Annotated in this window: 25 protein-coding genes; 10 read left to right on the top strand and 15 right to left on the bottom strand. The window is 60.0% G+C overall.

Annotated features, from left to right (window positions below):
• Window positions 1-23: 23 nt before the first annotated feature.
• From ASE94_RS09480 to trmFO, 7 genes are all read left to right on the top strand, one after another.
• The gene (locus ASE94_RS09480) at window positions 24-1271 is read left to right on the top strand and encodes a hypothetical protein (RefSeq protein ID WP_062630210.1); all 1248 of its coding nucleotides are present in this window, start codon (window positions 24-26) and stop codon (window positions 1269-1271) included.
• 63 nt (window positions 1272-1334) lie between these two features.
• The gene (locus ASE94_RS09475; RefSeq protein ID WP_062630209.1) at window positions 1335-1979 is read left to right on the top strand and encodes a LysE family translocator; all 645 of its coding nucleotides are present in this window, start codon (window positions 1335-1337) and stop codon (window positions 1977-1979) included.
• Window positions 1980-2189: 210 nt separating this feature from the next.
• Window positions 2190-5084: an excinuclease ABC subunit UvrA gene (uvrA, locus tag ASE94_RS09470; protein WP_062630208.1), complete on the top strand. Its 2895-nt coding sequence runs from the start codon at window positions 2190-2192 to the stop codon at window positions 5082-5084.
• A gap of 273 nt (window positions 5085-5357) precedes the next feature.
• On the top strand, window positions 5358-5510 hold the full coding sequence (locus ASE94_RS20975; protein ID WP_156352093.1) for a hypothetical protein: 153 nt from the start codon (window positions 5358-5360) through the stop codon (window positions 5508-5510).
• Between the two features lie 196 nt (window positions 5511-5706).
• The gene (locus ASE94_RS20640; protein ID WP_082461137.1) at window positions 5707-5856 is read left to right on the top strand and encodes a DUF1127 domain-containing protein; all 150 of its coding nucleotides are present in this window, start codon (window positions 5707-5709) and stop codon (window positions 5854-5856) included.
• Between the two features lie 151 nt (window positions 5857-6007).
• Window positions 6008-6568, top strand: a complete 561-nt coding sequence (locus tag ASE94_RS09465) for a type 1 glutamine amidotransferase domain-containing protein (RefSeq protein ID WP_061907440.1) — start codon at window positions 6008-6010, stop codon at window positions 6566-6568.
• A 43-nt stretch (window positions 6569-6611) separates the two neighbouring features.
• The gene (trmFO, locus tag ASE94_RS09460) at window positions 6612-7994 is read left to right on the top strand and encodes a methylenetetrahydrofolate--tRNA-(uracil(54)-C(5))-methyltransferase (FADH(2)-oxidizing) TrmFO (protein ID WP_062630207.1); all 1383 of its coding nucleotides are present in this window, start codon (window positions 6612-6614) and stop codon (window positions 7992-7994) included.
• Between the two features lie 15 nt (window positions 7995-8009).
• Here the strand turns inward: trmFO and ASE94_RS09455 are convergent, their stop codons facing one another.
• The 4 genes from ASE94_RS09455 to yajC all read right to left on the bottom strand — a co-directional run bounded on the left by ASE94_RS09455 (window position 8010) and on the right by yajC (window position 12272).
• Complete coding sequence (locus ASE94_RS09455) at window positions 8010-8855, bottom strand: squalene/phytoene synthase family protein (protein WP_062630206.1); 846 nt, start codon at window positions 8853-8855, stop codon at window positions 8010-8012.
• Entirely contained in the window at window positions 8855-9262 is a 408-nt protein-coding gene (locus ASE94_RS09450) for an MTH938/NDUFAF3 family protein (RefSeq protein WP_062630205.1), read from the bottom strand. The genes ASE94_RS09455 and ASE94_RS09450 overlap by 1 nt, the downstream gene beginning before the upstream one ends.
• Window positions 9246-11804, bottom strand: coding sequence for a protein translocase subunit SecD (gene secD, locus ASE94_RS09445; RefSeq protein ID WP_062630204.1), 2559 nt, complete (start codon window positions 11802-11804; stop codon window positions 9246-9248). Before secD ends, ASE94_RS09450 begins: the two co-directional genes overlap by 17 nt.
• Before the next feature lie 117 nt (window positions 11805-11921).
• The gene (yajC, locus tag ASE94_RS09440; RefSeq protein WP_061907435.1) at window positions 11922-12272 is read right to left on the bottom strand and encodes a preprotein translocase subunit YajC; all 351 of its coding nucleotides are present in this window, start codon (window positions 12270-12272) and stop codon (window positions 11922-11924) included.
• 194 nt (window positions 12273-12466) lie between these two features.
• On the opposite strand from yajC, the gene ASE94_RS09435 reads away from it, so the two are divergent.
• Window positions 12467-13333, top strand: coding sequence for an ATP-binding protein (locus tag ASE94_RS09435; protein WP_062630203.1), 867 nt, complete (start codon window positions 12467-12469; stop codon window positions 13331-13333).
• Window positions 13334-13392: 59 nt separating this feature from the next.
• Here the strand turns inward: ASE94_RS09435 and ASE94_RS09430 are convergent, their stop codons facing one another.
• The 11 genes from ASE94_RS09430 to ASE94_RS09380 form a co-directional block, all read right to left on the bottom strand.
• Window positions 13393-14334: a M23 family metallopeptidase gene (locus ASE94_RS09430; RefSeq protein ID WP_162236077.1), complete on the bottom strand. Its 942-nt coding sequence runs from the start codon at window positions 14332-14334 to the stop codon at window positions 13393-13395.
• Between the two features lie 518 nt (window positions 14335-14852).
• Window positions 14853-15629, bottom strand: a complete 777-nt coding sequence (gene surE, locus ASE94_RS09425) for a 5'/3'-nucleotidase SurE (RefSeq protein ID WP_062630201.1) — start codon at window positions 15627-15629, stop codon at window positions 14853-14855.
• A 4-nt stretch (window positions 15630-15633) separates the two neighbouring features.
• Window positions 15634-16962 carry a serine--tRNA ligase gene (gene serS, locus ASE94_RS09420; RefSeq protein ID WP_062630200.1) on the bottom strand — a complete coding sequence of 443 codons (1329 nt, stop codon included), beginning with the start codon at window positions 16960-16962 and terminating at the stop codon, window positions 15634-15636.
• 117 nt (window positions 16963-17079) lie between these two features.
• Complete coding sequence (gene tatC, locus ASE94_RS09415; RefSeq protein ID WP_062630199.1) at window positions 17080-17922, bottom strand: twin-arginine translocase subunit TatC; 843 nt, start codon at window positions 17920-17922, stop codon at window positions 17080-17082.
• 4 nt (window positions 17923-17926) lie between these two features.
• Entirely contained in the window at window positions 17927-18709 is a 783-nt protein-coding gene (tatB, locus tag ASE94_RS09410) for a Sec-independent protein translocase protein TatB (RefSeq protein WP_082461135.1), read from the bottom strand.
• Window positions 18710-18758: 49 nt separating this feature from the next.
• On the bottom strand, window positions 18759-18971 hold the full coding sequence (locus ASE94_RS09405; protein WP_061907428.1) for a twin-arginine translocase TatA/TatE family subunit: 213 nt from the start codon (window positions 18969-18971) through the stop codon (window positions 18759-18761).
• 117 nt (window positions 18972-19088) lie between these two features.
• Window positions 19089-19736: an SMC-Scp complex subunit ScpB gene (scpB, locus tag ASE94_RS09400; protein WP_062630448.1), complete on the bottom strand. Its 648-nt coding sequence runs from the start codon at window positions 19734-19736 to the stop codon at window positions 19089-19091.
• A 5-nt stretch (window positions 19737-19741) separates the two neighbouring features.
• Window positions 19742-20515, bottom strand: a complete 774-nt coding sequence (locus tag ASE94_RS09395) for a ScpA family protein (RefSeq protein ID WP_061907426.1) — start codon at window positions 20513-20515, stop codon at window positions 19742-19744.
• An 80-nt stretch (window positions 20516-20595) separates the two neighbouring features.
• Window positions 20596-21375 carry an exodeoxyribonuclease III gene (xth, locus tag ASE94_RS09390; RefSeq protein WP_062630197.1) on the bottom strand — a complete coding sequence of 260 codons (780 nt, stop codon included), beginning with the start codon at window positions 21373-21375 and terminating at the stop codon, window positions 20596-20598.
• A 24-nt stretch (window positions 21376-21399) separates the two neighbouring features.
• The gene (locus ASE94_RS09385) at window positions 21400-22494 is read right to left on the bottom strand and encodes a serine hydrolase domain-containing protein (protein ID WP_062630196.1); all 1095 of its coding nucleotides are present in this window, start codon (window positions 22492-22494) and stop codon (window positions 21400-21402) included.
• Between the two features lie 66 nt (window positions 22495-22560).
• A complete protein-coding gene (locus ASE94_RS09380) occupies window positions 22561-22914 on the bottom strand; it encodes an iron-sulfur cluster assembly accessory protein (protein ID WP_061907423.1) in 354 nt (117 codons plus the stop codon).
• Between the two features lie 85 nt (window positions 22915-22999).
• On the opposite strand from ASE94_RS09380, the gene ASE94_RS09375 reads away from it, so the two are divergent.
• Both ASE94_RS09375 and argS read left to right on the top strand, forming a co-directional pair.
• A complete protein-coding gene (locus ASE94_RS09375; RefSeq protein WP_062630195.1) occupies window positions 23000-24193 on the top strand; it encodes a deoxyguanosinetriphosphate triphosphohydrolase in 1194 nt (397 codons plus the stop codon).
• A gap of 30 nt (window positions 24194-24223) precedes the next feature.
• Complete coding sequence (argS, locus tag ASE94_RS09370; RefSeq protein WP_062630194.1) at window positions 24224-25969, top strand: arginine--tRNA ligase; 1746 nt, start codon at window positions 24224-24226, stop codon at window positions 25967-25969.
• Window positions 25970-26017 lie beyond the last annotated feature (48 nt).

Below are 26017 nucleotides of genomic sequence, written 5' to 3'. Positions count from 1 at the left end.
TCGAAAAGAGCGGATTTCGCGCCATGAAACGGCCCCTCCTGCCGTCTGTCACACTCGCCCTCGGTCTGCTCGCTGCGCTGCCAGCGCTTGCCGAGGAGATGAAACTCGGCTCCATCACCTTCGAAGCGCCCGACGGTTGGGAGCTGCAGAAAAATACCGAAGGCATTCTGCTCACCAAGAAATTTCCCAAGACCGAGGACGATGATTTCGCCGCGGCGATGATCCAGCTCGTCGGCGCCAAGGCCGGCCCCGCCCAGCTCGATGCGAATGTCGCGGAGATGGTCAGTTGGGTCGATGGCATGACCGAAGAAGACCCGATGACCGACAGCGCGGGCACCACGCTCAATGGCCACGCGATCAAGGTCGAATACCGCTGCTGCGGTTATCAGGATGACATTTCGCTCGGCCAGACCATTGCCGGCATTGCGAGCGAGGACGAACAGCTTCTGGCCGGCCTCATCTTCATGAACACCCGCAGCGATCATGAAGATGAGGCCGAAGATGCCTTCGAAGCCCTCGTCCGCTCCGTGCGTTTTGCCGGCGACAGCGACAAGGGTCTTGAGCCTCAGTCCGGCGATGGCGGCCTCGAAGGCGTTTTCACCCATCTTAGCACCGGCCTCATGCCCAACGCCTTTGGCGGCCTCGATTTCACCTCGGATAGCGAGATCATGGTCTTCGACAAGGCAGGCTTGTTCAGCACCGAACTGCCCGCCGGCACGGACCTCGCCGCGTGGTGCTCCGAAAACCCAACCGATTGCGGCACCTATAAAGTCACAGGCGGCGGCTGGTTCGGTGGCGAGCGCAAAATCGAAATGCGCTCCATGCTCAACGATTTTGGCGTCGTCGAAACCGAAACCCTGCCGCTCGAAAAATCCGGCGACGATCTCAAGATCGATGAGGGCGACTATTTCCGCTTGCCCAAATTCGACACCGGCACGCGCTTCGACGGCTCCTGGACCTATACCTGGGCCTCGAGCGGCATGACAGCGACCAGCTCCGGCAGCGTTGCGGTCCAGCGTACGGTCAAATTCACCCCCGATGGAAAGTTCACCCGCGATGGCTGGAGTGGCGGGTCTTCAAGCTCGGATATGGGTGGCGTCACCGTCTCCAGCGATCGCCCGGCAAGTTCAGGCACCTATGAGGTCGCGGGCTACGAACTCACCCTCAAGGGCGACGACGGCAAGACCGAAACGCTCTCGATTTTCGCGCCTGATCGGGACTCGACGGATCTTCTCGTCATCGATGGCGGCAATTATCTAAAGGACGATTGAGCCCCTCCTGACAAACCCTGTCAGCACGCCTCATCCATTCCCCTTTCAGCACCGGGGAGCATCATGGATTACGCGCAGGCGCTGTGGCTTTATACCATCCTTGTCTTCGGCATCATCGTCGTGCCGGGCATGGATATGTTTTTCATCCTCGCCAATGCGCTGACCGGCGGCCGCTCCATGGGCTTTGCTGCCCTCGCCGGCGTCATGCTCGGTGGCGCCGTCCACGCGCTGTTCGGCACGCTTGCCGTCGGGGTCCTGACGCAACTCCCGACCATGCTCTTCCAGGCCATGATCCTCGCTGGCGCAGCCTATATGGCATGGATCGGATACACGCTCCTACGCAGCGCTATCACGGTCGATAACATTGGCCGCGCGACGACCCGTTCCGAAAGCGCCGCTTTTCGTCAGGGCCTCATCACCTGCCTCATCAATCCAAAGGCCTATCTCTTTGTGCTGGCCGTCTTCCCGCAATTCGTGCGACCCCAATTCGGCCCCGTCTGGTCCCAGGCGCTCGCCCTCGGCATCATCACCGTTGCCATGCAAGGCGCGGTTTATGGCTCCCTCGCTCTCGCAGCCGGCCGCGGACGTGATGCGCTTGTGGGCAACCCGGCGGCCACTATCTGGATTGGAAGAAGTGCTGGCGCGCTCTTCCTCGCCGTTGCTGCTTTCACCGCCTGGCATGGGCTGACCATGACCTCGACCTCTTGACGGACTCTGGCCTGTTCTGCAAATGTTCATGACGAACGACACTGTTTTGGGAAGTCCCGGGCCGCGCGCTAATGTTATCGCCGCGGTCAGGACACCTATGCGGTCATGCCTTGCAGCCGCGCCACAAGACGCTTATCTCATGGGCTCCCCGGCCCTTTTTGACCCCACTGCTGCTGCGCCTTGCGGCGCGACAAGCCACGGACGCGAACCATGAAGCCTACGCCCAGCCAGAACCGCGAAATCATCGTCCGTGGTGCCCGCGAACACAATTTGAAGGGCATCGACGTCAAGCTGCCGCGCGATAGCCTGATCGTCATGACGGGCCTTTCCGGCTCCGGAAAATCGTCCCTCGCCTTTGATACGATCTATGCCGAAGGCCAGCGTCGCTATGTGGAATCGCTCTCGGCCTACGCCCGCCAGTTCCTCGAGATGATGCAAAAGCCCGATGTCGAGCACATCGAAGGCCTTTCGCCCGCCATTTCCATCGAGCAGAAGACAACATCGCGTAACCCGCGCTCGACCGTTGGCACGGTCACGGAAATCTACGATTACCTGCGCCTGCTGTTCGCCCGCGTCGGCATTCCCTATTCCCCCGCCACGGGCCTGCCCATCGAAAGCCAGACCGTCTCCCAGATGGTAGATCGCACCATGGAGCTGCCCGAAGGCACGCGCCTTTATCTGCTTGCGCCGATCGCCCGCGGCCGCAAGGGCGAGTACAAGAAGGAATTGGCCGATTTGATGCGCAAGGGCTTCCAGCGCGTCAAGATCGATGGCGAATACCATGAAATCGAAGACGCTCCGACGCTCGACAAGAAATTCAAGCATGACATCGAGGTCGTGGTCGATCGCGTCGTCGTCTCGCCCGATATTTCCGGCCGTCTTGCCGAAAGTTTTGAAACCGCGCTGAAGTTGGCCGAAGGCATCGCGCTGGTCGAATATGCCGATGAGAAAAACGAAGACGGTTCTGCTCGCCAGATCACGTTCTCGGAAAAGTTCGCCTGCCCCGTCTCCGGCTTCACCATTGCCGAAATCGAGCCGCGGCTCTTTTCCTTCAACAACCCCTTTGGCGCTTGCCCGGTTTGCGATGGTCTTGGCACCGAGCAGAAGATCGATCCCGATCAGATCGTGCCGGATGCCAGCCTGTCGCTGCGCGATGGCGCCATCCTGCCATGGTCTAAAACCTCTGCACCCTATTACCAGCAGACCCTGCAAGCCGTCGTAAAGCACTACGGTGCCTCGACGGGTACGGCATGGAACGAGCTGCCGTTCGAGGTTCAGCACGCCGTGCTGTTCGGCACGGGAAAGGTAGCGATAGATTTCGTCTATGACGATGGCCTCCGTCAATACAAGACCAGCAAGCCCTTCGAGGGCGTCATCGGCAATCTTGAGCGTCGCTACAAGGAAACCGAAAGCGCCGGCATGCGCGAAGAAATCGAGCGCTACATGTCGGCCAAGCCATGCGTTGCCTGCGGCGGTTATCGCCTCAAGCCCGAAACGCTGGCGGTCAAGATCGATGGCCTTCATATCGGCCAGGTCAGCAATATGTCGATCAAGGTAGCGTCGAAGTGGTTCGTCGATCTCTCCGACAAGCTCTCGGCAACGCAGAGCCAGATCGGCGAGCGCATCCTCAAGGAAATCCGCGAGCGCCTCAACTTCCTCAACGATGTGGGCCTTGAATACCTGTCCATGTCGCGCAATTCGGGCACGCTATCGGGTGGCGAGAGCCAGCGCATTCGTCTGGCCAGCCAGATCGGCTCGGGTCTGACCGGCGTGCTCTATGTGCTCGACGAGCCCTCCATCGGTCTCCACCAGCGCGACAATGCCCGCCTCCTTGAAACCCTGCAGCGCCTCCGCGATCTGGGCAACACCGTCATCGTCGTCGAACACGATGAAGATGCGATCCTGACGGCCGACTACGTGCTCGACATCGGTCCCGGCGCTGGCGTCAATGGCGGCCATATCGTCGCCGAGGGCACGCCGCAGGACATTCTCAATCACCCCGATTCCCTGACGGGCAAATATCTCTCGGGCCGCATGGGCATTCAGATCCCGCCCGAACGCCGCGAGGGCAAGAAGGGCAAGGCGCTGTCGATCAAAGGCGCGACTGGCAACAATCTCAAGAACGTGTCGGTCGATGTCCCGCTCGGTCTGTTCGTCGCCATCACGGGCGTTAGCGGCGGCGGCAAATCGACCCTGATGATCGACACCATGTACCAGGCCATCGCGCGTCGTCTGAACGGCGCCCGCGTTGTCCCTGCCCCGCATGACTCGCTGACCGGGCTCGAATTCCTCGACAAGGTCATCGATATCGATCAGTCGCCGATCGGCCGCACCCCACGGTCCAATCCTGCGACCTATACCGGCGCGTTCACGCCGCTGCGCGAGTGGTTTTCCGGCCTGCCGGAAGCGAAAGCGCGCGGTTATGGACCGGGCCGTTTCTCCTTCAACGTCAAGGGCGGCCGCTGCGAGAAGTGCGAAGGCGATGGTGTCCTCAAGATTGAGATGCACTTCCTGCCCGATGTTTACGTCACCTGCGACGTCTGCAAGGGCAAGCGCTACAACCGCGAAACGCTCGAAGTCCAGTTCAAGGGTAAGTCGATCTCCGACGTCCTCGATATGACGATCGATGAAGGCGTCGAGTTCTTCTCGGCCGTCCCGGTCATCCGCGACAAGTTCGCCACCCTGCAGCGCGTCGGCCTCGGCTACGTCAAGGTCGGCCAACCGGCCACGACCCTCTCAGGCGGCGAAGCCCAACGCGTAAAACTCTCTAAGGAGCTGTCCAAGCGCGCCACTGGTCGCACGCTCTACATGCTCGACGAGCCGACCACTGGTCTCCATTTCCACGACGTGGCCAAACTTCTCGAAGTTCTCCACGAGCTGGTCGACGGCGGCAATACTGTGATCGTCATCGAGCACAATCTCGAAGTCATCAAGACGGCCGATTGGATCATCGATATGGGTCCCGAGGGCGGCGACGGCGGCGGCGAGGTGGTTGCCATCGGCACCCCCGAAGAGGTGGCCACGAACACGCGCTCGCATACCGGTCACTTCCTCAAGGAAGTCATGGACCGCCGTCCTCAATATGCGACCCGCGCCGCCGAATAGGCTGCGGCAAGCGATCACAAGAAGGGGACGTTCGCCAAAAGCGAGCGTCCCTTTGTCGCATTCGGGCTTAGGACGCGCTCGATGATAACGTGTTGTTACCCGAAGATACCCGTTTAGTGACGGATAGTTAGACAGTCGCCGAAGCGTCATGCTGAAAAATGGTTAAATTGGCATGCGCGCCACGCATGCCGCGCCTGCTGTTTGCCCGATGGCGAAGCAGCAAAAATGCGCCGATCCTCACTTTGCCGCCACCAGCCGGATGGGAATAGACCCATGTTTGTACGTGCCGTCTGGCGCATAAAGCGCCTCGTCGACATCAAGCAGACGTTGCGGGAAATGGACGTTCCCTCGACGAGAGATGCCGATTTACTGGGCCTTTCGGGCCCAGACTTCTCGAAGATGACCAAGTCGCTCTTCGACCGCTAGTCACGCCTCACCCAAAAGACAGCATGGCCGCCGGTTTGCCCACCGGCGGCCATGCTTTTGCCGTGCGCCTTAACCGAGGCTTAACGACGACCCCATTTGGCCTGCACAGAATGCATGGCTTGTCTGAGCATTCTCCATCTGCTCGCCCGGGTTGGGTTAGACTATATCTCTCCTTGCAAACGACAGGAGAATTCAAATGGACATTCGTAAAACCTTCAAGAAGTGGGCCGCTTACCAGCAGACCGTTCGTGAACTCGGCGCTCTCGACAATCGTCAGCTCAACGATCTGGGCATTTCGCGCACCGATATCAATCGCGTTGCTCGCGATCATGCAAATTCGCTCTAAGTCTTACTGCCTACACACTATAAACCGAACACCCGCATCTTTCTGAGACGCGGGTGTTTTCGTTTTCGGCGCCTTGTGATCAGCCGGGCCGGAACTCGCTCCACTCCCCTTCGTTGCCCTAGCCCAACCTGGCAACAGAGGAGTTATCCCCGTGCAAAATCTATCCGGTAAAATGATCGCCATCGTCGCCACCAATGGCTTCGAGCAGTCGGAACTGGAAGTTCCCCTGCACAAGCTGCGGGAGGCCGGCGCCACGGTGCATGTCATTTCGCTCGAAGCGGGCGAGATCAAGGGATGGGACAAGAAGGATTGGGGCAATGCTGTCCCCGTCGACAAGACTCTCAAGGACGCGAAGCAGGACGACTATGACGCCATCGTGCTTCCTGGCGGCCAGATCAATCCCGACTTGCTGCGTGTAGAGCCCGATGCCATCGCATTCATCAAGTCCTTCTGGGACAACAAAAAGGTCGTCGCAGCCGTTTGTCACGCGCCTTGGCTGCTCGTTGAAGCTGGTATCGTGAAGGGCCGCAAGGTGACCTCTTACAATTCGATCAAGACCGATGTGATCAACGCCGGCGGCCTCTGGGAAGATAGCCAGGTCGTTACCGATCAGGGCCTGATCACCAGCCGCAATCCGGGCGACCTCGATGCCTTCTGCGAAAAGATCGCCGAAGAAATCAACGAAGGCCGCCACGAACGCCGCGCCGCCTAACTCAACCATTGCCGCGACATGGCGGGCTTGCTATTGGCTCGCCATGTCAAACGAACCCATTCACATCATCGGCGGCGGCCTCGCTGGTTCTGAAGCCGCTTGGCAAGCCGCTGAAGCCGGCGCCACTGTCATCGTCCACGAAATGCGCGGCGTCAAAGCCACCGACGCTCATTCGACCACGGACTTTGCCGAGCTCGTCTGCTCCAACAGTTTCCGCTCCGACGACCACGAGCAGAACGCCGTCGGACTCCTCCACGAAGAGATGCGGCGCTGCAATTCGCTGATCATGCGCGCGGCCGACGAGCACAAACTGCCCGCTGGTGGCGCCCTGGCCGTCGATCGCCATGCGTTTTCGGCCGCGGTCACGCAAGCCATTGAAAATCATCCGCGAATTTCCATCGAGCGCGAGGAAGTCGCCGGCTGGCCGCCGGAAGATTGGCGTCACGTCATCATCGCCAGCGGCCCGCTCACCTCGCCTGCATTGGCCGAAGCAATCCTCGCCAAGACCGGCGAAGACTCCTTGGCCTTCTTCGATGCCATCGCGCCGATCGTCCACTATGACAGCATCGACCACAACATCGCCTGGAAGCAATCGCGCTATGACAAGGCCGGCCCCGGCGGCACCGGTGCAGACTATCTCAACCTGCCGATGGACCGCGACCAGTACTATGCCTTTGTCGAGGCTCTCAAAACCGCGCCACTCCATGAATTCAAGGATTGGGAAAAGGTCCCCTATTTCGACGGCTGCCTGCCTATCGAAGTCATGGCCGAGCGCGGTGACGAAACGCTCCGTCACGGTCCGATGAAGCCGGTTGGGCTGACCAATCCGCGCAATCCCACGGTCAAACCCTATGCCATTGTCCAGCTTCGCCAGGACAATGCGCTGGGCACGCTCTGGAACATGGTCGGCTTCCAGACCAAGATGCGCTATGGCATCCAGGCCGAAGTCTTCCGCATGATCCCGGGCCTCGAAAACGCGCAATTCGCGCGTCTCGGCGGCCTCCATCGCAACACATTCATTAATTCGCCGAAGGTCTTAGGGCCAGACATGCGCCTCAAGGCGGATCCGCGCATCCGCTTTGCCGGCCAAGTAACGGGCGTCGAAGGCTATGTCGAAAGCGCTGCTGTCGGTCTTATCACTGGCCGCCTGACTGCGGCCGAAGCCCGTGGCGAAACGCTGACCCTGCCACCCGTCACGACCGCGCTTGGCGCGCTGATCGGCCACGTCACCGGCGGGCACATCGAAGCTGAAAGCTATAGCGGCGCCCGCAGCTTCCAGCCGATGAACGTCAATTTTGGCCTCTTTCCCGAAGTGACGATCACCAAGCCCGAAGGCGTCAAGCGCTGGCGCGGTCCTGAAAAGACCATGGCCAAGCGCCGTGCCATTACCAGCCGCGCTCTCGACGATCTAAAGGTCTGGCAATAAACGAAAGCTGCGCAACTACCGGTTGCGCAGCGTCCACCACGCGACCCGCGCTATCTTGCGCCAATCAGGCTCGTTCTTGCTTGCAGCGAAAGCCCCATGCTTTTGGCCGTGCCACTGTTTGAGCTGCGACGCGACAATCGGATAGATCGCGAAGGCCGGCCTGATTGCGGCCGGCGCCGCCTCGATGGCGATCCGGGCCTTTTCGAGATGACCTGAAGCCAGCTCGGCAATCTGCCCCAGTGCCTCGTGCAGTCCTTCGCTCTCAGTGCCCGAAAACACCTCGCTTTCGCGCACGCCATTGGCCTCGAGTACTGCCCAAGGCAGGACGATTCGACCTTGCGACGAAACATAGCCAAAGGCCCGAAGGTGCCCAACCATGGCCTGCGCTACACCGAGATGCCCGGCCGCATCGCCCGGCTCCACTGGCAACCCCTCATTGAGAATCATGGCGCTGAGCTGAAGCAGTGTCGACGCCGTCTCTCCGGCATAGCCCTCGAACGTTTCGAGATCGGGCATAGGATCATCGTAGAGGTCGAACCGCCGCGCGCCGATCAGTCGCTGCAGCGTACCGGGCGGCAGGGCATATCGATCCAGCGTATCCAGCAGCGCATCCGCCACTGGATTTTGCCTGACCGAGCCGTGCCCTTCGCCGGTCAGTGCATCGTTCCACCATTGCAGCCGAATTTCGCCCGGGGCCGGGCCGCTCACGCGCTCGCGAATCCCCGCTACTTCGGCGTTGAACGCCAGCAAAGCGACAACCCCGTCGCGATGTTGGGCCGGCAAAGCCAAAGTCGAAATGTAGCGATCACGGTCAGTCTCGCGCAGCACATTGGCAGCGTGAGCAAAACTCTCGGAAGCCATCAGCGTGCGTTCTCGACGGCAATGAAGGCGCCTGCGACCGCGCGCTCTTCGGCCAGCAGGACGTTGTAGGTTCGTACGGCGCCACCGGTTTGGATCGCCTCGACGATCACGCGATGCTCGCGAAACGCGTCGCGGATCGAAGGGGCGATGAAGCTGATGTCGGACCCGAGCCCGATGAGCAAGACGTCAAGCTGACTGGCCAATGCAAGGACGGGCTGCAGCGCTTCGAGGGTCAATTGCGAAGTCGTCTCGACCGCCCAGCTATGCATGCCTGTAGGCAGGCACAGCAATGACCCTCGATGGGACATATCCGCAAAACGGAAGCCGCCATTGCCATAGGCGTCGATGCCGACCTGGCGCGGGAAATGCCCCGCGCCGGCTGCGCTTGGATCAGACGGATGCGCCATCCGTCGCCTTTTCCTTCTTGGCCGCAGCCTCTTCTTCCTCGGTCTTCTGCTTGAGGCCGAAATTGATGAGGATCGGGCCGTTGATGATCACCGAAGAATACATGCCGACGAGCGAGCCGAAGGTCATTGCGATCGTGAAGCTGCGGAGCACTTCACCGCCAAACAGCACCAGCGGCACCAAGGCCAGCAGCACGGTGAACTGGGTCAAGGAGGTACGCACGATGGTTTGGTTGATCGACAAGTCGATCAATTCAGGCAGCGGCATCTTGCGGTGTTTCCGGAGGTTTTCACGGATACGGTCGGAAACAACGACGGTCTCGTTGAGCGATAGACCCACCAACGTCAGCACTGCCGCAATCGAGCTGAGATTGAACTCCAGCCCGGTGAGCGAGAAGAGGCCGATAGTCATGATGATGTCGTGCGACGTCGTCGTGACGGCCGCGAGCGCGAACTGCCACTCGAAGCGGAACCAGATGTAGAGGAGAATACATCCGAGCGCGATGATGACGGCGAGCGTACCGGTCCAAGCCAATTCGCCCGAAACCGTACCGCTGACTGCTTCTGTGCGGCGCTCGACATAGTCTGCGCTCGCTAGCGCATCCTTGACCTTCTGGACGGCAATCTGGTCGGCCCCCTCGCCGCCTTGCTGCGCCTGAACGCGGACCAGAACGTCTTCCGGCGTACCAAAGCCCTGTACCTGAATTTCGCCGAGTTCGAGCCCATCGAGCAAGGTGCGGACTTGGCCTACGTCAGCCGGCCCGCCCGTGTGCTGCAGTTCGATAGCCGTACCGCCGACAAAGTCGATGCCGAGATTGAAGCCCTTGAAATAGGCCGCCCCGATCGAGACCACGGACATGATGATCGAGAGCGCGATGACGTAGCGCGAGATCTTCATGAAGGGGATGGTGGTGCCATCCGGAATGAACCGGAAATGCTGGATTTTGAGGGTCTTGGGACGAACGCGCTTGAACCAGAGGTTCACCTGGTAGGACGTGACCGTATAGGAGGTGAAGAGCGATGTCAGAATGCCGAGACCAAGCGTCACGGCAAAGCCCTGAACCGGGCCGGAGCCCATGAAATAGAGGACGACGGCGGCCACGAGCTGGGTCAAATGCGAGTCGACGATCGTGCCCCAGGCGCGTTCGAAGCCGGCATTGATAGCCTGTAATGGCGTGCGCCCTGCCCGCTGTTCTTCGCGCATTCGTTCGTAGATGAGAACGTTGGCGTCCACAGCCATACCGATCGTCAGAACGATACCGGCAATACCGGGCAGTGTTAGCGTCGAGCCGAGGACGGACAGAGCGCCGAAGATCAGGATGACATTGAGGATCAAGGAGACGTTTGCGAAGACGCCCCACACGCCATAGGCGATGATCATGAAGCTGACGACCAGCACGGAGGCGACGACACCGGCAGTCACACCGGCGCGGATCGAATCGGCGCCGAGGCTGGCGTCCACAGTGCGTTCTTCGATAACGTTGAGGCTAGCTGGCAGCGCACCGGCTCGCAGCAGAACGGCGAGATCGTTGGCTGAGGCCGTCGTGAAGTTACCGCTGATCTGGCCCGTGCCGCCAGTGATCGGCTGTTGGATCACAGGCGCGGTGATCACGGTGTTGTCGAGGACGATGGCAAAGCGCTTGCCGACATTGGCGGAGGTGATTTCGCCAAAGGTGATGGCGCCGCGCGTGTCGAACTTGAAGCTGACGACCGGAATACCGCGCTGAGAATCATAGGATGGCTGGGCATCGACGAGCGATTCACCGCCAAGGGCAACGTCTTCATAGAGCAGTTCGCGCGTACCATCCTGGCTCGGCAGGATCATGGTGCCAGCGGGGAGGCCCTGCGCCTCGGCCTGATCAGCCGTCAGTCCCGGATAGACCATGTGGAATGTCAGGCGCGCGGTCTGCGAAACGATGTTCTTGAGGCGTGTCGAATCGCCGAAGCCCGGAACCTGGACGAGAACGCGGGTATCACCCTGGCGCTGGATGGTCGGTTCGGTCGTGCCAAGCTCGTCAATACGATTGCGGATGACTTCGACCGACTGCGACACCAGCGAGCTCATGCGCTGGGTAATGCCTTCAGGCGTCAGAGCAATCTGGATGCGCCCATCCGGCATGTCGCTGAATGCGAGTTCGTTGACGCCGACGCCGGTCGAGAACAACGAGTTATTGACCGTGTTCTGAATACCCTGAAGTGCCGTCATCGCCTGCTCTTTTTGGGCAGGATCGGTCAGCTCGATATAGATGGCGCGCTTGGCATCATCGGTCGTGATGATGTTGCCGATACCATTTTGATTGGCGAGCACGTTTCGTGCGTCGCGGCGCACGTCGGAAAGGCGCTGGGAAACGATGCTATTTTCGTCAACGCCGAGCAGCAGGTGCGAACCGCCCTGGAGATCGAGACCTAGAACCAGCCCAGGCTTGGGCAGCCACCCCGGCAAGGAATCCTGCACGTCTTTTGGCAGAAAATTGGGAGCGGCAAACAGAATGCCCGCAATCGCGACGATCAGAATGATGGCAACGCGGAACGGCGACTGGTTCATGAAACGGCGTCCTAGAGCATGTTTCCCGAAGCAGATATCGGGTTCGGGACGAAAACATGCGGCTTCAAAGAGTCAGAAAGCCGGAGCCGCGCGGGCTCCGGCCAATTGGTTTCCGGCTTAGGCCGGCTTGTTGTCGTTCACCGGCTCGGCCTTGGAGCGCACGTCGGCAATCATGCCGCGCACGAGCTTGACCTTAACGCCCTGGGAGATTTCGACTTCCAGATCTTCGCCGTCAACGGCCTTGGTCACCTTGCCGACGATGCCGCCGGTGGTGACGACCGTGTCGCCGCGACGGATAGCCGAGAGCATAGCCTGCTGTGCTTTCAACCGCTTTTGCTGCGGGCGGAAGATCAGCAGCCAGAAAATGATGACCAGCAGCACGATCGGCATAAGCTGGATCAGAATGTCCTGGAAACCTCCCGTGGCGGGTGCAGCTGCATCCTGCGCAAAAGCGGGCGTTACAAACATCAGGCGAACTCCTTACGATTCTTCTTGTGTGGGGAGAAGGGCGCCACACAGTCTCGCTTGAAAAGACTGGACGCGTATGGGGTCTTGTGCACTTGCACCCCGGCCAAAATCGCGCGGACTATACATTTGGGCCCCTGTGATTGCAAAGCTATTCACGGAACACAATGCCGCGCGTCTTTTGAAGGAATAGACTGGTGAAAACCAAAGACTATCTTGGCCGTATCGCCACTGCTCTCGAAGCCATTGCCGTTACGTTGGTCCCAGAGACGTCGAGCACTTCTGGCCTCGATCTCGACATCGCCGACGCCTTTCACTGGCAGGGAGAAGCGGGAACGCTGCTCCCTGTGCCGCGCGTCAGCCGCGTCCCGTTGTCCATGCTGCGGGGCATCGACCATGTGCGCGATCTGCTTTTGACCAATACCGAACAATTTGCCCGCGGCCATGGCGCGAACAACGCCCTGCTATGGGGAGCGCGGGGGATGGGCAAGAGCTCGCTGGTCAAGGCGATCCACGGCGACATCGCGTCGCGTGAGGACTTTGAGCGTCTGGTCCTTATTGAAATTGCGCGAGAGGATCTCGAGACCCTGCCGCAACTGATGCGGGCCATTGCCGGCGCCCCTGCCCGGTTCATCGTATTTTGCGATGATCTCAGCTTTGACAGTGGCGAGACCAGCTACAAATCGCTGAAGACCATTCTTGATGGTGGGCTCGAGGGACGGCCGGACAATGTCCTTTTCTATGCCACCTCGAACCGCCGGCATTTGATGCCGCGAGACATGATCGAGAACGAGCGCTCTACGGCGATCAATCCCGGCGAGGCAGTGGAAGAAAAGGTCTCGCTTTCGGACCGCTTCGGCCTATGGCTCGGCTTCCACAATTGCGATCAGGACACCTATCTCGCCATGGTCCGCGGCTATGCGGCCCATTATGATCTGGGCCTCGACGAAGAAACACTGCGCGCCCGCGCCATCGAATGGGCCGCAACACGAGGCGCACGATCCGGCCGTGTCGCCATTCAGCTGATCCGCACGCTCGCGGGTGAGATGGGCAAAGCGGTCTGAGCACAAACAAAAAGGCCGGAGCGATCGGCTCCGGCCTTTAAAATTTGAACGTATGTCGCTTAGCTGGCGAGCAGCGGCATCGGATCGACCGGGGTCGCGCCCTTGCGCAGTTCGAAGTGCAGCTGGGGCTTGGACACCGAACCCGTCATGCCGACCGTACCGATCGCGTCGCCGCGTGACACTGCAGCACCCTTGGCAACCGACATGCCATCGAGATGGGCATAGGCGGAGACGTAACCATTGGGATGGCGGATCAGGATCAGGTTGCCGTAACCTTCGACGCCCGAGCCGACATAGATGACTGTACCGTTTTCGGCGGCCTTGACCGAAGAGCCTTCCGGCACGTCGATATTGATACCGGTGCCGCGCGATGCGGCGAAATCGGTGATGACGCGGCCGCTGACTGGCCAACGGAACTTGTCATTACCCGAAGCGACAGGTTCGGCGGCCGGAACGTTGGCAACCTGGGTCGGCGCTGGAGCAGCGGTTGGCTGAGCAACCGGTGCCGGCGTGGCGGCGGGAGCGACGGCAGCTTGCTGCGGCACGGCCTGAGGCATTGCCTGTGGGCGGCTACCAAGTGGGGCCGGCGGCGCGCCGAGATTGCCGCCGACGCTTGCAACCTGGGTGACCGGCTGCGCGGCCGGAGCCGCAGTGGGCGTGCGGACGAGGTCCGGACGGCCCGGGATGATCAGCGCCTGGCCAACGACGATCTTGTCGGGCGAGGAAAGACCATTGGCCTGCACGAGTGACTGGGTCGTGACCTCGTAGCGGCGGGCGATGGTGTAGAGCGACTCGCCACCGGCAATGGTGTGGGTGAACGTCCCAGCCTGTGCACCCTGCGCAGCGGCGACGGGCACATTGCTATTGGTCGGCAGAGCCAGATTGGATGGAGGCGCGCCAAGAGCGACACCGGAAGGAGCGGAATTGAGAGCCACGGCGGGCGGCATTGCCGGCGCGGTGGGCAAGGACTGCATGGCGGGCATGGCTTGCGAGGTTCCCATGGAAGCGGATTGACTCAGTACAGGAAGATCCTGGGATTGAACCGAGGGCGAACCCGCCCCCATTCCGATCGGCGACGTCGCGCCGGCCGGCTGCATGAAGCCCGACTGAACGGGCGAAATAGGCTGACTGGGTGCTCCGAACGAGGAGCCAATCGGCGCTGGTGGCAGGAAACGGGCATCAGCGACCTGCATCGATCCCTGCGGACCGAGCGACGAGGGCATCTGCTGATTCATTGATTGCGGCGCCGGCGACTGCGCGACCGAGCCGGTAGTTGTCGGGTCACCAAAAGTTCTAGCACCGAGGCTGGAGCAACCGGACAAACCGACTGCAGCAACAATCAAACCAGCGACGGCTACTGTACCTTTAGGCACCCTGGCTAACAGGTTTTTACGCATCGGCTAACTCGCACGCAGGTACTTAACACTGGAATCGAGACTAGGCCGGTAAGGTAAAGACGAATTTAAAGTCGATGCGAATTGAGTGAATTCGACATGGCTAAATTGTCGAATAGGTAAGGTTAAGATTGCCGATCTGGGGATAAGCGCATTCCGGCCAGCGTTGCGAGAGCGCGTGCTTCGCTTTGCTGCAGCGCAAATGGCGTCACCGTAATGGTGTTCTGCCGTCTCAAAGTCTCGAAATCTGCGCCGGGATCGAGCGGCTGTGGCGTTTCGGGAATCGAGACGTAGAACGCGCTGTGACTGTCGCTTGGGTGATACCGGAAAGCTGATCGTGAAAAGCGCTGATGCGGCACCGCAGCGATTCCATTGACTTCACCCGGCTCACACGCGGGAAAATTGACGTTGTAAAAGACGTCTTCATCGCCCTTGGAGCGCAGGATCGCTTCGACAGTTGCGGCGCCAAATCGGGTCGCGTTCGACCAATCGATCGTATGGCTCTTCTCGTAATCGATTGCCTGACTCATCGCGATGCCGATGGCACCCTGCAAAGCGCCCTCGCGCGCGCCGGCCGCAGTGCCAGAACAGTTGACGATATCGCCAAGGTTCTGGCCGGCATTCACGCCCGAGAGAACGAGATCCGCAGGCCGATCGCCGAGCAGATGCGTCATCCCAGCGACGACGCAGTCGGCCGGAGAGCCGCCGATAACTGCAAATCTTTTGGGCCCTAGTTGCTCGAGAGCCAGTTCGCGGCCCAAGGTGAACCTGTGGCCTGCGCCCGATTGATTGCCGTCGGGCGCGACGATCCAAACGTCGTCGGACAAAGCCGCCGCGATTTCCGCCATGATGGCGATGCCGGGCGCATCCACACCATCGTCATTGGTGATGAGGATGCGCATGGCTTTACTTGCCTCCGATGGAGGTGAGCCCGCCCATATAGGGCTGCAACGCTTCGGGAATCAGCACGGAGCCGTCTTCCTGCTGATAGTTTTCGAGCACCGCGATGAGGCAGCGGCCGACGGCCGTTCCGGAGCCATTGAGCGTGTGCACATACCTTGGCGCCTGCTTTTCGCCGGAAGGGCGATAACGCGCTTCCATACGGCGCGCCTGAAAATCACCGCAGACAGAAACAGACGAAATCTCGCGATAGGTATCCTGCCCAGGCAGCCAGACCTCAATGTCGTAGGTCTTTTGCGCACCGAAGCCGACGTCGCCGGTGCAGAGGGTCATAACCCGGTAATGGAGACCAAGGCGTTGCAGCACTGTCTCGGCACAAACGAGCATGCGCTCATGTTCTTCGATCGAGGCTTCGGGCGTCGTCACCGACACCATTTCCACCTTATCGAACTGATGCTGGCGCAGCATGCCGCGCGTATCGCGTCCAGCCGAGCCAGCCTCAGACCGGAAGCAAGGCGTCAGCGCCGAAAAGCGCAGCGGCAGTTCTTCTTCAGACAGAATCGACTCGCGGACCATATTGGTCAGCGGCACTTCGGCCGTCGGGATCAGCGCGAGACGGCTGTCGCCATGTGGCGTGAAAAACAGGTCTTCCTCGAATTTCGGCAATTGGTTGGTGCCAAACAACGCCTCATCGCGCACGAGCAGCGGCGGCTGCACTTCGAGATAGCCGTGCTCCGTGGTGTGAAGATCGAGCATGAATTGTCCGATGGCACGTTCCAGCCGCGCGACCTGGCCCTTCAAGATGACGAAGCGGCTGCCGGATAGCTTGGCCGCCACTTCGAAGTCCATGTCCTTGGTGGCGACGCCGATCTCGTAGTGCTCCTTGGGAGCGAACGAGAAGCTTGGCTTGGCCGGACGGACACGAGCAGCCGTTTCGGCCGAACCGTTGGGACCAAAATACTCGACATTGCCGCTTTCGTCTTCGCCGGTCGGCACTTCGTCGAGCATCATGTTTGGAATTACGGCCATGGCCGAGCGCAGTTCGGCTTCAACCGCGCGCTCTTCTGCTTCACCCGTCGGGATGAACTCCTTGAGGCGCGCAACTTCGGCCATCAGCTCCTGAGCCTTGGCTTCATCTTTCTGCGCCTTGGCCTGGCCGATCTGTTTGGACAGCGTATTGCGCTTTTCCTGCGCCTCGTTGAGGCGGCCGATGATCTCGCGCCGACGGTCGTCGATCGCAAGAAGATCGGAGGAGCGCACGGAAACATTCTTGCGCCGTGAAACGGCAGCGTCGAAAGCTTCGGCGTTAGCTCTAATCCACTTGATATCGAACATCGGTCACCACGGGCCCAGCCCGCCTCTGGTTGCTGCAGGCCTGGATCAATCCGTCCCGGGCGTGCCTGCCAGTGCCGCGGGACAGAACGTGCTGCACCGCGGGATAACGCGATGCGCTTATTCGGTAGATGAGCTGGAAAGCTCGGCTTCCTGTGCCGCCAGGGCCGCTTCACGACGCTTCTGGACCATGCGAACGGACAGGATTGCCAGTTCGTAAAGCCCGTACATCGGCAGGGCAAGCCCGATCTGGGAAATCGGATCCGGCGGCGTAATCAGCGCTGCAACGATCAAGATGCCGACGATGGCGTAACGCCGCCCCTTCTTGAGCATGTCGACATTGACGAGATCAATCTGCGCCAGCAACGTCAAGACGACCGGAAGCTGGAAGCAGACACCAAACGCCAGAATCAGCGTCATGGCGAAGCCGAGATATTCGGAGACGCGCGGCACCAGCGTGATTTCTTCGGTCTGCATGCTGGCAAAGAAATGCAGCGCCATAGGCAGAACGGTGAAGTAGACCATCGCAGCGCCCAAGATGAAGAACACGGGCGTCGCGATCAGATAGGGCACCAGCGCTTTGCGCTCATGCTTATAAAGCCCAGGCGCAACAAACATATAAATTTGCGAGGCCATGAACGGGAAGCCGAGAAAGATCGCGCCGAAAAAGGCGAGGTTCACTTCGGTGAAGAAGAGTTCCTGCGGCGCCGTATAGATCAGCTCGATCTTGTGCGTGGGGTCGTTGGCATAAACCCCGCGATAGGGCCCGAGCAGAATATCGAAGATATTCTTCGAGACCAGAAAACACCCGACCATCAAAACGACGATGGCAATCGCGCAGTTGATCAGACGCTTTCTCAGCTCGATCAGATGCTCAAGAAGCGGCGCTTCGCTGCCGGCGAGTTCGTCTTCGATCTCTGGCTTGTTCTGATTTTCGAGCTGCGGCTGATTCACGTCGGCCATTTAACTACTTCGTTTCTTCCGGAGTTTCCGGCTTCTTCCGGGGAGCGCGCGGCTTTTTAACCGGGGCGATCGGCTCGGCTTCCGCAACGGTAACGGCAGCTTTCACGCGAGGTTTGCGCGGCGTCTTTGGCACTGCGACAGGCGCGAGCTCTGCACCCACCGCAGGGGGCGTATTGGCGAGCACTTCGACTTCCGAAGTTTTCGCGGCAACGGCCTTCTTGAGAGGAGGCTTCTTTGCAGGAGCCGCCCGCACGGTCTTTGGCTTGGGAGCAACGACTGTTTCAATAGGCGCAAGATCGCTCGTAACCACCGGTGCCGTTGGCACCGGAGACAGCGGCTGGGGCTGGCTTACTTGAGCAGCCTTTACTGGACCAGTCGACGTTTCGCCCGGCTTGAAACCATAGTCTGCGGCGAGTTCGTCATTCGACTTCGCCGCAGCCGGCATGCCGGCTGCGGCACGAAGCTCATCGACGACGCTTTCGACCTTGGGATCGGCCGGCTTGATTATGCCGCTCGGCTTTTGACCGGTCGGCGTCATCGTGTTGAAATCGCGCCGAATTTCTTCAGCGGTTTTCTTCAGCGGCGAGGTGATCGAGTTACGCAGATTGCGCACCTCATCGAGCCCGGTGGTCCGATTGATTTCACGTTGGAACTCGTTGCCCATGCGGCGGATCTGCCCCATGAATTTTCCGAGGCGACCCATAACGACGGGCAAATCTTTTGGACCGATGACGATCAGCGCAACGACGCCGATCACAAGCATCTCTGTCCAGCCTAGACCGAGCATAGAATAGTCTCCGGGCGCGACGCAGGGTCGCTAGTCGGGCCGAGAAGGATCAGACGTCCTTGCGCTCGGCTTCGCGGGCGTTCAGGTCGGCAGTGGTGGTGACCCGGTCAACCGGCTTGTCATCGTCATCCTTCATGCCCTTCTGGAAGGCTTTGATGCCGGATGCGACTTCGCCCATCATGCCGGAGATCTTCCCGCGGCCGAACAAAAGAACCACGACGACGGCGACGACGAGGATGCCCCAAATGGAAGGCGCGTGCATGTTGATCTCCCTAGACTTCTAGAACGCGTAACACGCGATACATAGCGCCAGAAATAGGTTCAATCGCGGGCAAACACAAGAACGTGTTGGTTTTTGCACCTCACGAAAGCGCCAGTACTATTCCGCGTCCACACCGGCATCATCCGGATCAAGCGGATCCTCGTCTTCTCGCAAGTCGCCATCGAACGGCAAAGGGATCTGCAACGAGGCAGGAAGTCGCGATGACAGTAGCCCTGCCCCCTTGAGTTCGTCGAGCCCGGGAAGATCAGTGAGGCTTTCAAGGCTGAAGTGGTCGAGAAACCCGTCGGTCGTGCCATAGGTCACAGGGCGCCCCGGCGTGCGGCGGCGCCCGCGCATCCGCACCCAGCCTGCTTCCATCAAAAGGTCTAGCGTACCCTTGCCCACCGCAACCCCGCGCACTTCCTCGATCTCAGCGCGCGTGGTTGGCTGGTGATAAGCGATGATCGCCAAGGTTTCGAGAGCAGCGCGGGAAAGCGGACGGGTCTCTTCTTCCTGGCGACGCAAGAGGAAGCCGAGGTCCTCGGCAGTGCGAAACGCCCATCCGTCGCCGCGCCGCACGAGGTTGATGCCTCGGGGAGCATATTGGTTTCGCAAGTCCTCGATCAGAGAAGGCAGGTCCGCACCCTCACCGACATAGGGCAGAATTTCGGAGAGCGAGAGCGGTTCAGGCGAAGAGAACAGAACTGCCTCGACGATTCTCAATTGCCGCTCCCGAACGCTGATCGGCGGTCCGTCATCGTGCATCACTGCTACACCTGCCGCCTGCGCAAGAGGATCGGGCCGAAAGTCTCATGCTGTCGGATTTCGATTTGGCCTTGGCGTACCAGCTCCAGACTCGAGGCAAATGTGGAGGCCCGGATCGTGGTGCGGTCTTTTGGGATGGCGAGATATTCCGCGAGATAATGATCCATGGCGATCCATTCGGCGCTGTCGCCGATCAGCCGCTGCAAAATGTCTCGCGCATCCTGAAGCGACCAGACGGTTCTGATAATGGGCTTATAGTCGGTGATGGATCCCCGTTCGCGCTGTGCCGAATAGGCCTTGAGAAGCTCGTAGTAACTTGCCTCCCACTTCGCTTTGCGCGTTACCACCAGAGGTTCCCCAGCGCCGCGCGCAAAAACTTCGCGCCCAAGACACGCTCTCCCTAGAAGGCGACTTGCAGCCAGCCGCATGGCCTCAAGGCGCTTGAGCCTGAATTGCAGCATGGCCGCCAACATTTCGCCGGAGGGCTCGTCATCGTCCGGCGCCTGCGGCACCATGAGCCGGCTTTTGAGATAAGCGAGCCACGCGGCCATGACGAGGTAATCGGCAGCCACTTCCAGCCGCCCTTCCCGCGCGGTCTCGATGAAGTCGAGATATTGCTCTGCGAGCGACAGGATCGAGATCGAGGCGAGATCAACCTTCTGCCGCCGCGCCAAGTCGAGCAGCAGATCGAGCGGGCCCTCATAGCCTCGCACATCGACATGCAGAACCTCGGCGTCTGCCGGCTCGGTTTCGAGCCAGTGGGCCTCTAGTTCACTCATGGCGATATCTGCCGCGCGACGATCATGCTCAATCCATGTCCCCGAGCCCGCAGGGCGTCAAGACGGCGATACCGGCAGAATCAGAAGCTGAACTGGCCTTCCACAGGCACGTGATCGCTCGGCTTGTCCCAGCCACGCACGTCCTTGTGGACCGTGATGCCGTCGAGTCGATCGGTTGCTTGAGGCGAGAGCATCAGGTGATCGATGCGGATGCCGGCATTGCGGCGCCAAGCGCCAGCCTGAAAATCCCAGAACGTGAATGTCTGCTCCGATGTTAGGGCTCGCAGGGCGTCAGTCATGCCCATGTTCTTTAGCACGCGGAATCGTTCGAGGCTTTCAGGCCGATAGAGCGCATCGCCCCACCAGGCATGTGGATCATGGGCATCGATCGGCGCCGGGATCAGGTTGAAGTCCCCCATCAGCACGAACGGCTCTTCAAGCGTCAGCCGGTCAGCGACATAGGCATTGAGCCGATCCATCCACCGCAGTTTGTAGGGAAATTTCTCGGTATCGACCGGATTCCCGTTGGGCAGATAGATGTTGCAGATGCGCACAACGCCGCCTTCGACCGAGAAGACCGCCTCGATCAGGCGCGATTGTTCATCCGCGTCGTCACCGGGCAGACCGCGCGTCACCTCGTCGAACGGCAGTTTCGAGAGCAACGCCACCCCGTTCCAGCTTTTCTGGCCATGGGTCACGACATTGTAGCCTAGGGCCTCGATTTCGGCCGTGGGAAAGCCCTCGTCGACTGTCTTGATTTCCTGCAGACCGACGATATCGGGCTTTTCCTCATCGAGCCACTTCAGCAGCAGCTCAAGGCGGGCTTTGATGCCATTGATATTCCAGGTGGCGATACGCATCGTGGCAGTCTTTCCGCTCGGGTCTCAGGCGTGGATAGCTTGGCGCAGCCGCAGCGGATACTCAAGCTCGCCGCCATAGAATGCCGTATTGGTCAGCGACACCGAACATATTTTGCGGCTCGGCTCGATCGACCACACATGGCCATAGATGCCGCCCCAATTGTTGGTGCCCGCGGTCCAAGGCAAATTGGCGCGCGCCGGATCAATGGTATAGCTGCCAAAGAAGCTGAATGCTTGGCCAGGGTCACGCTCGTAGCCCATCTGATCCTGCAGCGCCACCTGGGTCGTCTCGGCCTCCAGAATGGGCACACCACCCTGCGTCACGGCCATCAGAAAACGCATATAATCCGGCGCGGTCGTCGCCATGCCGCCACCGCCAGACTGAAATGCCTGCGCGTTGAAAATCCGCTTGGGCGAAAAAGTCGTGACAGCATTCCATGGGTTCTTGGCAGAGTGTGGATCAGTCATCCGGACCGGCTCCGTCTCTCCATCGGCATAGGGCACCGCGAGGCGCTCATCGCTATCGAGATGGAAAACTGTATCCTTCATGCCGAGCGGACCCGCCACGTAATGCGCAACTGCCGTCGCTAGGTCAGTGCCGTGCACCGCAGCAGCGACCCCGCCGAGAACGTCGATCGCCATTGAGTAGAGCCAGGATGTTCCAGGCGCGTAATTCAGCGGTTGCTCTGCGATCAGGCGCAACACCCCATCAAGGCTTGTCGTCGTGTCCGTCAGGCCGGGACTGATCCGCGGGTCCTTGGAATAGTCGTAAGTGAGACCGGCGGTGTGCGTCAGCAAATGCTTGAGCGTGATGACAGGCCGTGTGCCGTCCGGCAGCGCCGGCGTGAAATAGGGAAGATAGTCCGAAACCGGGTCCGTAACCTTGAGCAGGCCTCGATCGGTCATGGCGAGAATTGTTGCGGCGACTAGCGGCTTGGTCAGCGAGGCCGCGCGGAAGATCGTGTCTTCGCGCATCGGCTCTGATTCTTCGCGGTCTGCAAGACCAGCGGCGCGAGAGTAAACGATCTCCCCATCGATCGCTGCCATAACTACGGTGCCAACCAGCTTCTTGCCGGTCACCGCTGCATCGATCACCCTATCGACTTCTGTCCTGTCCATTCCGCCCTACCCTCTTCCGTCTTCTTATGTTTCGGATGGATAAGGATAAACGAGGCTGCAGGGACGTCAAACGGCAAAGCTGGTTCCACAGCCGCAGGATGCGACGGCATTGGGGTTCTTGATCTGGAACGACTGGCCGACGAGATCGTCGACGAAGTCGATCTCCGAGCCGCCCATGAATTCAAGGCTCATGGAATCGATCAGCACGGTTGCGTCGCCCTTGCTGAGGACCAGATCGTCATCGCCGGCCGTTTCCTGCACGAGATTATATTCGTACTGAAAGCCTGAGCAGCCGCCACCGGCGACGGAGACGCGCAAAACGGTTCCGGCGGGCTCCTTGGACAGAATTCGCGAAACGCGCTTGGCAGCGCGATCAGACAATGTCACGGAGGCAGTTTGGGCGGTGGCAACGGCAGTCATGGAAGTTTCCGATACGATCGTAATGTCATAACGCAGCGCATAAGATAGGCGCAGCAAGCGTCGATGCAAAGAGCAGAACGAAAAGATGAGCGAAACGGCTCCCTATGCCAGCAAACCGGAAGATTCTCTCGGCCGCCTTTATGGCGCTGGGCCTAGCCCGACGCGCTCCGAATTCCAGCGCGATCGCGATCGCATCATCCACTCGACGGCCTTCCGGCGCTTGCAGCACAAGACCCAGGTCTTTCTCCATCACGAAGGCCGTCACTTTCGCAACCGGCTGACTCATACGCTCGAAGTCAGCCAAATCGCCCGCTCCATCGCCCGCGCCCTCCGGCTCAACGAAGATTTGGCCGAAGCGCTCGCGCTCAGCCACGACCTCGGCCATACCCCGTTTGGTCACGCGGGTGAACGCGCCCTGCATCGGGCCATGGCGCCCTATGGCGGGTTCGACCATAACGTCCAGGCGCTCCGCGTCGTCACGCAGCTCGAGAATCGCTATGCCGAGCACGATGGTCTCAACCTTACCTGGGAGACACTTGAGGGCATTCTCAAGCACAACGGGCCAATGGTGGATTCCGCCGGGCAACCTGTTGGTCGATATGTCGCGGAAGGCTTGCCCGCTGGCGTCAACGACATCCCCGCTATTGCGGACCTTCGCCTGTCGAGCCATGCCTCGCTCGAAGCGCAAGTCGCGGCCATTTCGGATGATATCGCTTATAATGCCCATGACATTGACGACGCGTTGCGCGCTGGTCTCGTCAAACTGACTGATTTCGAAGACGCCCCGATGGCCGGTCCGATCGTTCTGGAAGTTGAAAGCCTCTATCCAGACGTGAGTCCAAAGCGCCAGACGCACGAGGTCCAGCGCAGGATGATCACCCGCGCCATCGAAGACGTGATCCGCCAAAGTGCGCTCAACCTCGAGTCGGCAGGCGTGGAATCGGCCGAGGATGTGCGCATGGCCGGTAAAGCTCTCGTTACGTTTTCTGAGGAGACTGCGGCCGCAGAGCGTGGACTGAAAGAGGTTCTCTTTAACCGCGTCTATCGCGACGAAGCCGTCATGCGCCCGGTTCGCGAGAGTGAAAGCGTGGTCGAGCGCCTGTTTGCGGCCTATATGGAAAGTGACGTCATGCCCGGCAGATGGGGTATCGCGTCAGCTTCGGCCAGTTCCACAACCGACCGCGCGCGGATCGTCGCCGACTTTATAGCCGGGATGACCGACCCCTATGCTCTTGACGAGTACCAGCGCTTGTTTGACGCTCGTCCGGAATTCCGCTAACCGCCACGCAGCATTTCCAGCGGGTTTGTCATGGATATCTTTGCACTCTTCACCACCCGGGTCACCGAGGCCCTGCTTGCCGATCATCCCGAGCTCGGGACCGATCTGCTGTCGCGCGTTGTGGTGGAGCCCCCGCGAGACCCTGCCCATGGCGATCTTTCAACCAATGCTGCCATGGTTGTTGCCAAGCCGCTTGGGAAGAACCCACGCGAAGTGGCTGCTGCGCTTGTCGAGCGTTTCAACTCTGATGCGGACGTAACCTCGGTAGAGGTCGCTGGTCCTGGATTCATCAATTTCCGTCTCGCAACGCCGATCCTGCACAAGGTGCTAAAGTCGATCGGCGCTGAACGCGAAAACTATGGTCGCACCGATCTCGGCAAGGGCGAACGTGTCAATGTCGAGTATGTCTCGGCCAACCCGACGGGCCCCATGCATGTGGGCCACACGCGTGGCGCCATCTTTGGCGACGCGCTGGCATCACTCATGGCCTATTCTGGCTACGACGTAACGCGCGAATATTACATCAACGACACCGGCGGCCAGACAATCATTCTCGGTCAATCCGCACTGCTGCGCTATCGCGAATGCCTGGGTGAAACCATCGAGATTCCATCCGGCTTCTATCCGGGCGATTATCTCATTCCAGTGGGCCAAGCGCTGGCTGCCGAGTATGGCAATAAGCTTCTCGAAAAGCCCGAGCAGGAAGCCGTTCTTATCGCGCGCGAGGCAGCGCTGGCCGCGATGATGGATTTGATCAAGGCCGATCTGGCCCAGCTCAACATCCATCACGACGTCTTCTTCTCTGAACGCACGCTTCACGGCCAGGGCGGCGATATCGACACCACGCTCGAATGGCTGCGCGAACAGGGAATGGTCTATCAGGGTCGGCTCGACCCGCCAAAGGGCAAGGCGCCGGAAGAGTGGGAAGATCGCGAGCAAACTCTGTTCCGGGCCAAGGACTATGGCGACGACACCGATCGCGCCCTGATCAAATCAGACGGCAGCTTCACCTACTTTGCCGCCGATATCGCCTATCACCGCAATAAATATCTTCGCGGCTTCAAGCACATGGTCAACGTGCTCGGTGCCGACCATTCGGGCTATGTGAAGCGTCTTTCGGCTGCGGTTAAGGCCGTATCCCATGGCGAAGCCGATATCGACGTGCGCATCTGCCAACTCGTCCGTCTCCTCAAGAACGGCGAGCCGTTCAAGATGTCGAAGCGCTCGGGCGACCTCGTCACCCTTGCAGACGTCGTCGATGAAGTCGGGGCCGATGCGACGCGCTTCATGCTGCTTTTCCGCCGCAACGACGCGTCGATGGATTTTGACTTTGCTCTGGTCAAAGAACAGACGCGCGACAATCCGGTCTTCTACGTGCAGTATGCGCATGCTCGCGCCTGCTCGATTTTCCGGAAGATCCAGAGCGAAATGCCTGATCTCAAGACCGACGCCGAAGCGCTCGCTTCTGCCGACGTCGACGTCCTGACCTCGGCGGCTGACCTCGAATTGATCCGTCTTCTCGCTGCATGGCCGAGAACCGTCGCCGCTGCCGCTGTTGCGCACGAGCCGCACCGGATTGCGTTCTATGTCCATGACCTTGCCGCGGCCTTCCATGGCTTCTGGGCCAAGGGCAATGATGACCCATCTTTGCGGTTTGTTAACTCAGCCGATCCAAAGCTGACATTGGCTCGACTCGCACTTGTGGATGCCGTACGCCAGGTTGTGCGCAATGGCCTAGGAATTCTAGGCGTCTCGGCCCCCGAAGAACTTTCATAATTCGGGCGCATTGGTGTGGAAACTCGCCGCAAATCCTCAACAGAAGGA

The organism is Devosia sp. Leaf64, assembly GCF_001421945.1.
Lineage (GTDB): Bacteria > Pseudomonadota > Alphaproteobacteria > Rhizobiales > Devosiaceae > Devosia.
This window is presented reverse-complemented; position numbering and strand designations above follow the sequence as displayed.

Excerpts from the sequence above, each read along its gene's own strand:
- tatB (WP_082461135.1), bottom strand. The coding sequence starts at position 18,709 with ATGCTCGGTCTAGGCTGGACAGAGATGCTTGTGATCGGCGTCGTTGCG.
- argS (WP_062630194.1), top strand. The coding sequence starts at position 24,224 with ATGGATATCTTTGCACTCTTCACCACCCGGGTCACCGAGGCCCTGCTT.
- serS (WP_062630200.1), bottom strand. The coding sequence starts at position 16,962 with ATGTTCGATATCAAGTGGATTAGAGCTAACGCCGAAGCTTTCGACGCT.
- ASE94_RS20975 (WP_156352093.1), top strand. The coding sequence starts at position 5,358 with ATGTTTGTACGTGCCGTCTGGCGCATAAAGCGCCTCGTCGACATCAAG.
- ASE94_RS09455 (WP_062630206.1), bottom strand. The coding sequence starts at position 8,855 with ATGGCTTCCGAGAGTTTTGCTCACGCTGCCAATGTGCTGCGCGAGACT.
- ASE94_RS09480 (WP_062630210.1), top strand. The coding sequence starts at position 24 with ATGAAACGGCCCCTCCTGCCGTCTGTCACACTCGCCCTCGGTCTGCTC.
- xth (WP_062630197.1), bottom strand. The coding sequence starts at position 21,375 with ATGCGTATCGCCACCTGGAATATCAATGGCATCAAAGCCCGCCTTGAG.
- tatC (WP_062630199.1), bottom strand. The coding sequence starts at position 17,922 with ATGGCCGACGTGAATCAGCCGCAGCTCGAAAATCAGAACAAGCCAGAG.
- ASE94_RS09380 (WP_061907423.1), bottom strand. The coding sequence starts at position 22,914 with ATGACTGCCGTTGCCACCGCCCAAACTGCCTCCGTGACATTGTCTGAT.
- ASE94_RS09385 (WP_062630196.1), bottom strand. The coding sequence starts at position 22,494 with ATGGACAGGACAGAAGTCGATAGGGTGATCGATGCAGCGGTGACCGGC.
- ASE94_RS20640 (WP_082461137.1), top strand. The coding sequence starts at position 5,707 with ATGGACATTCGTAAAACCTTCAAGAAGTGGGCCGCTTACCAGCAGACC.
- ASE94_RS09395 (WP_061907426.1), bottom strand. The coding sequence starts at position 20,515 with ATGAGTGAACTAGAGGCCCACTGGCTCGAAACCGAGCCGGCAGACGCC.
- uvrA (WP_062630208.1), top strand. The coding sequence starts at position 2,190 with ATGAAGCCTACGCCCAGCCAGAACCGCGAAATCATCGTCCGTGGTGCC.
- ASE94_RS09375 (WP_062630195.1), top strand. The coding sequence starts at position 23,000 with ATGAGCGAAACGGCTCCCTATGCCAGCAAACCGGAAGATTCTCTCGGC.
- yajC (WP_061907435.1), bottom strand. The coding sequence starts at position 12,272 with ATGTTTGTAACGCCCGCTTTTGCGCAGGATGCAGCTGCACCCGCCACG.
- ASE94_RS09430 (WP_162236077.1), bottom strand. The coding sequence starts at position 14,334 with ATGGGAACCTCGCAAGCCATGCCCGCCATGCAGTCCTTGCCCACCGCG.
- ASE94_RS09405 (WP_061907428.1), bottom strand. The coding sequence starts at position 18,971 with ATGCACGCGCCTTCCATTTGGGGCATCCTCGTCGTCGCCGTCGTCGTG.
- secD (WP_062630204.1), bottom strand. The coding sequence starts at position 11,804 with ATGAACCAGTCGCCGTTCCGCGTTGCCATCATTCTGATCGTCGCGATT.
- surE (WP_062630201.1), bottom strand. The coding sequence starts at position 15,629 with ATGCGCATCCTCATCACCAATGACGATGGTGTGGATGCGCCCGGCATC.
- scpB (WP_062630448.1), bottom strand. The coding sequence starts at position 19,736 with ATGCACGATGACGGACCGCCGATCAGCGTTCGGGAGCGGCAATTGAGA.
- ASE94_RS09450 (WP_062630205.1), bottom strand. The coding sequence starts at position 9,262 with ATGGCGCATCCGTCTGATCCAAGCGCAGCCGGCGCGGGGCATTTCCCG.
- ASE94_RS09475 (WP_062630209.1), top strand. The coding sequence starts at position 1,335 with ATGGATTACGCGCAGGCGCTGTGGCTTTATACCATCCTTGTCTTCGGC.
- trmFO (WP_062630207.1), top strand. The coding sequence starts at position 6,612 with ATGTCAAACGAACCCATTCACATCATCGGCGGCGGCCTCGCTGGTTCT.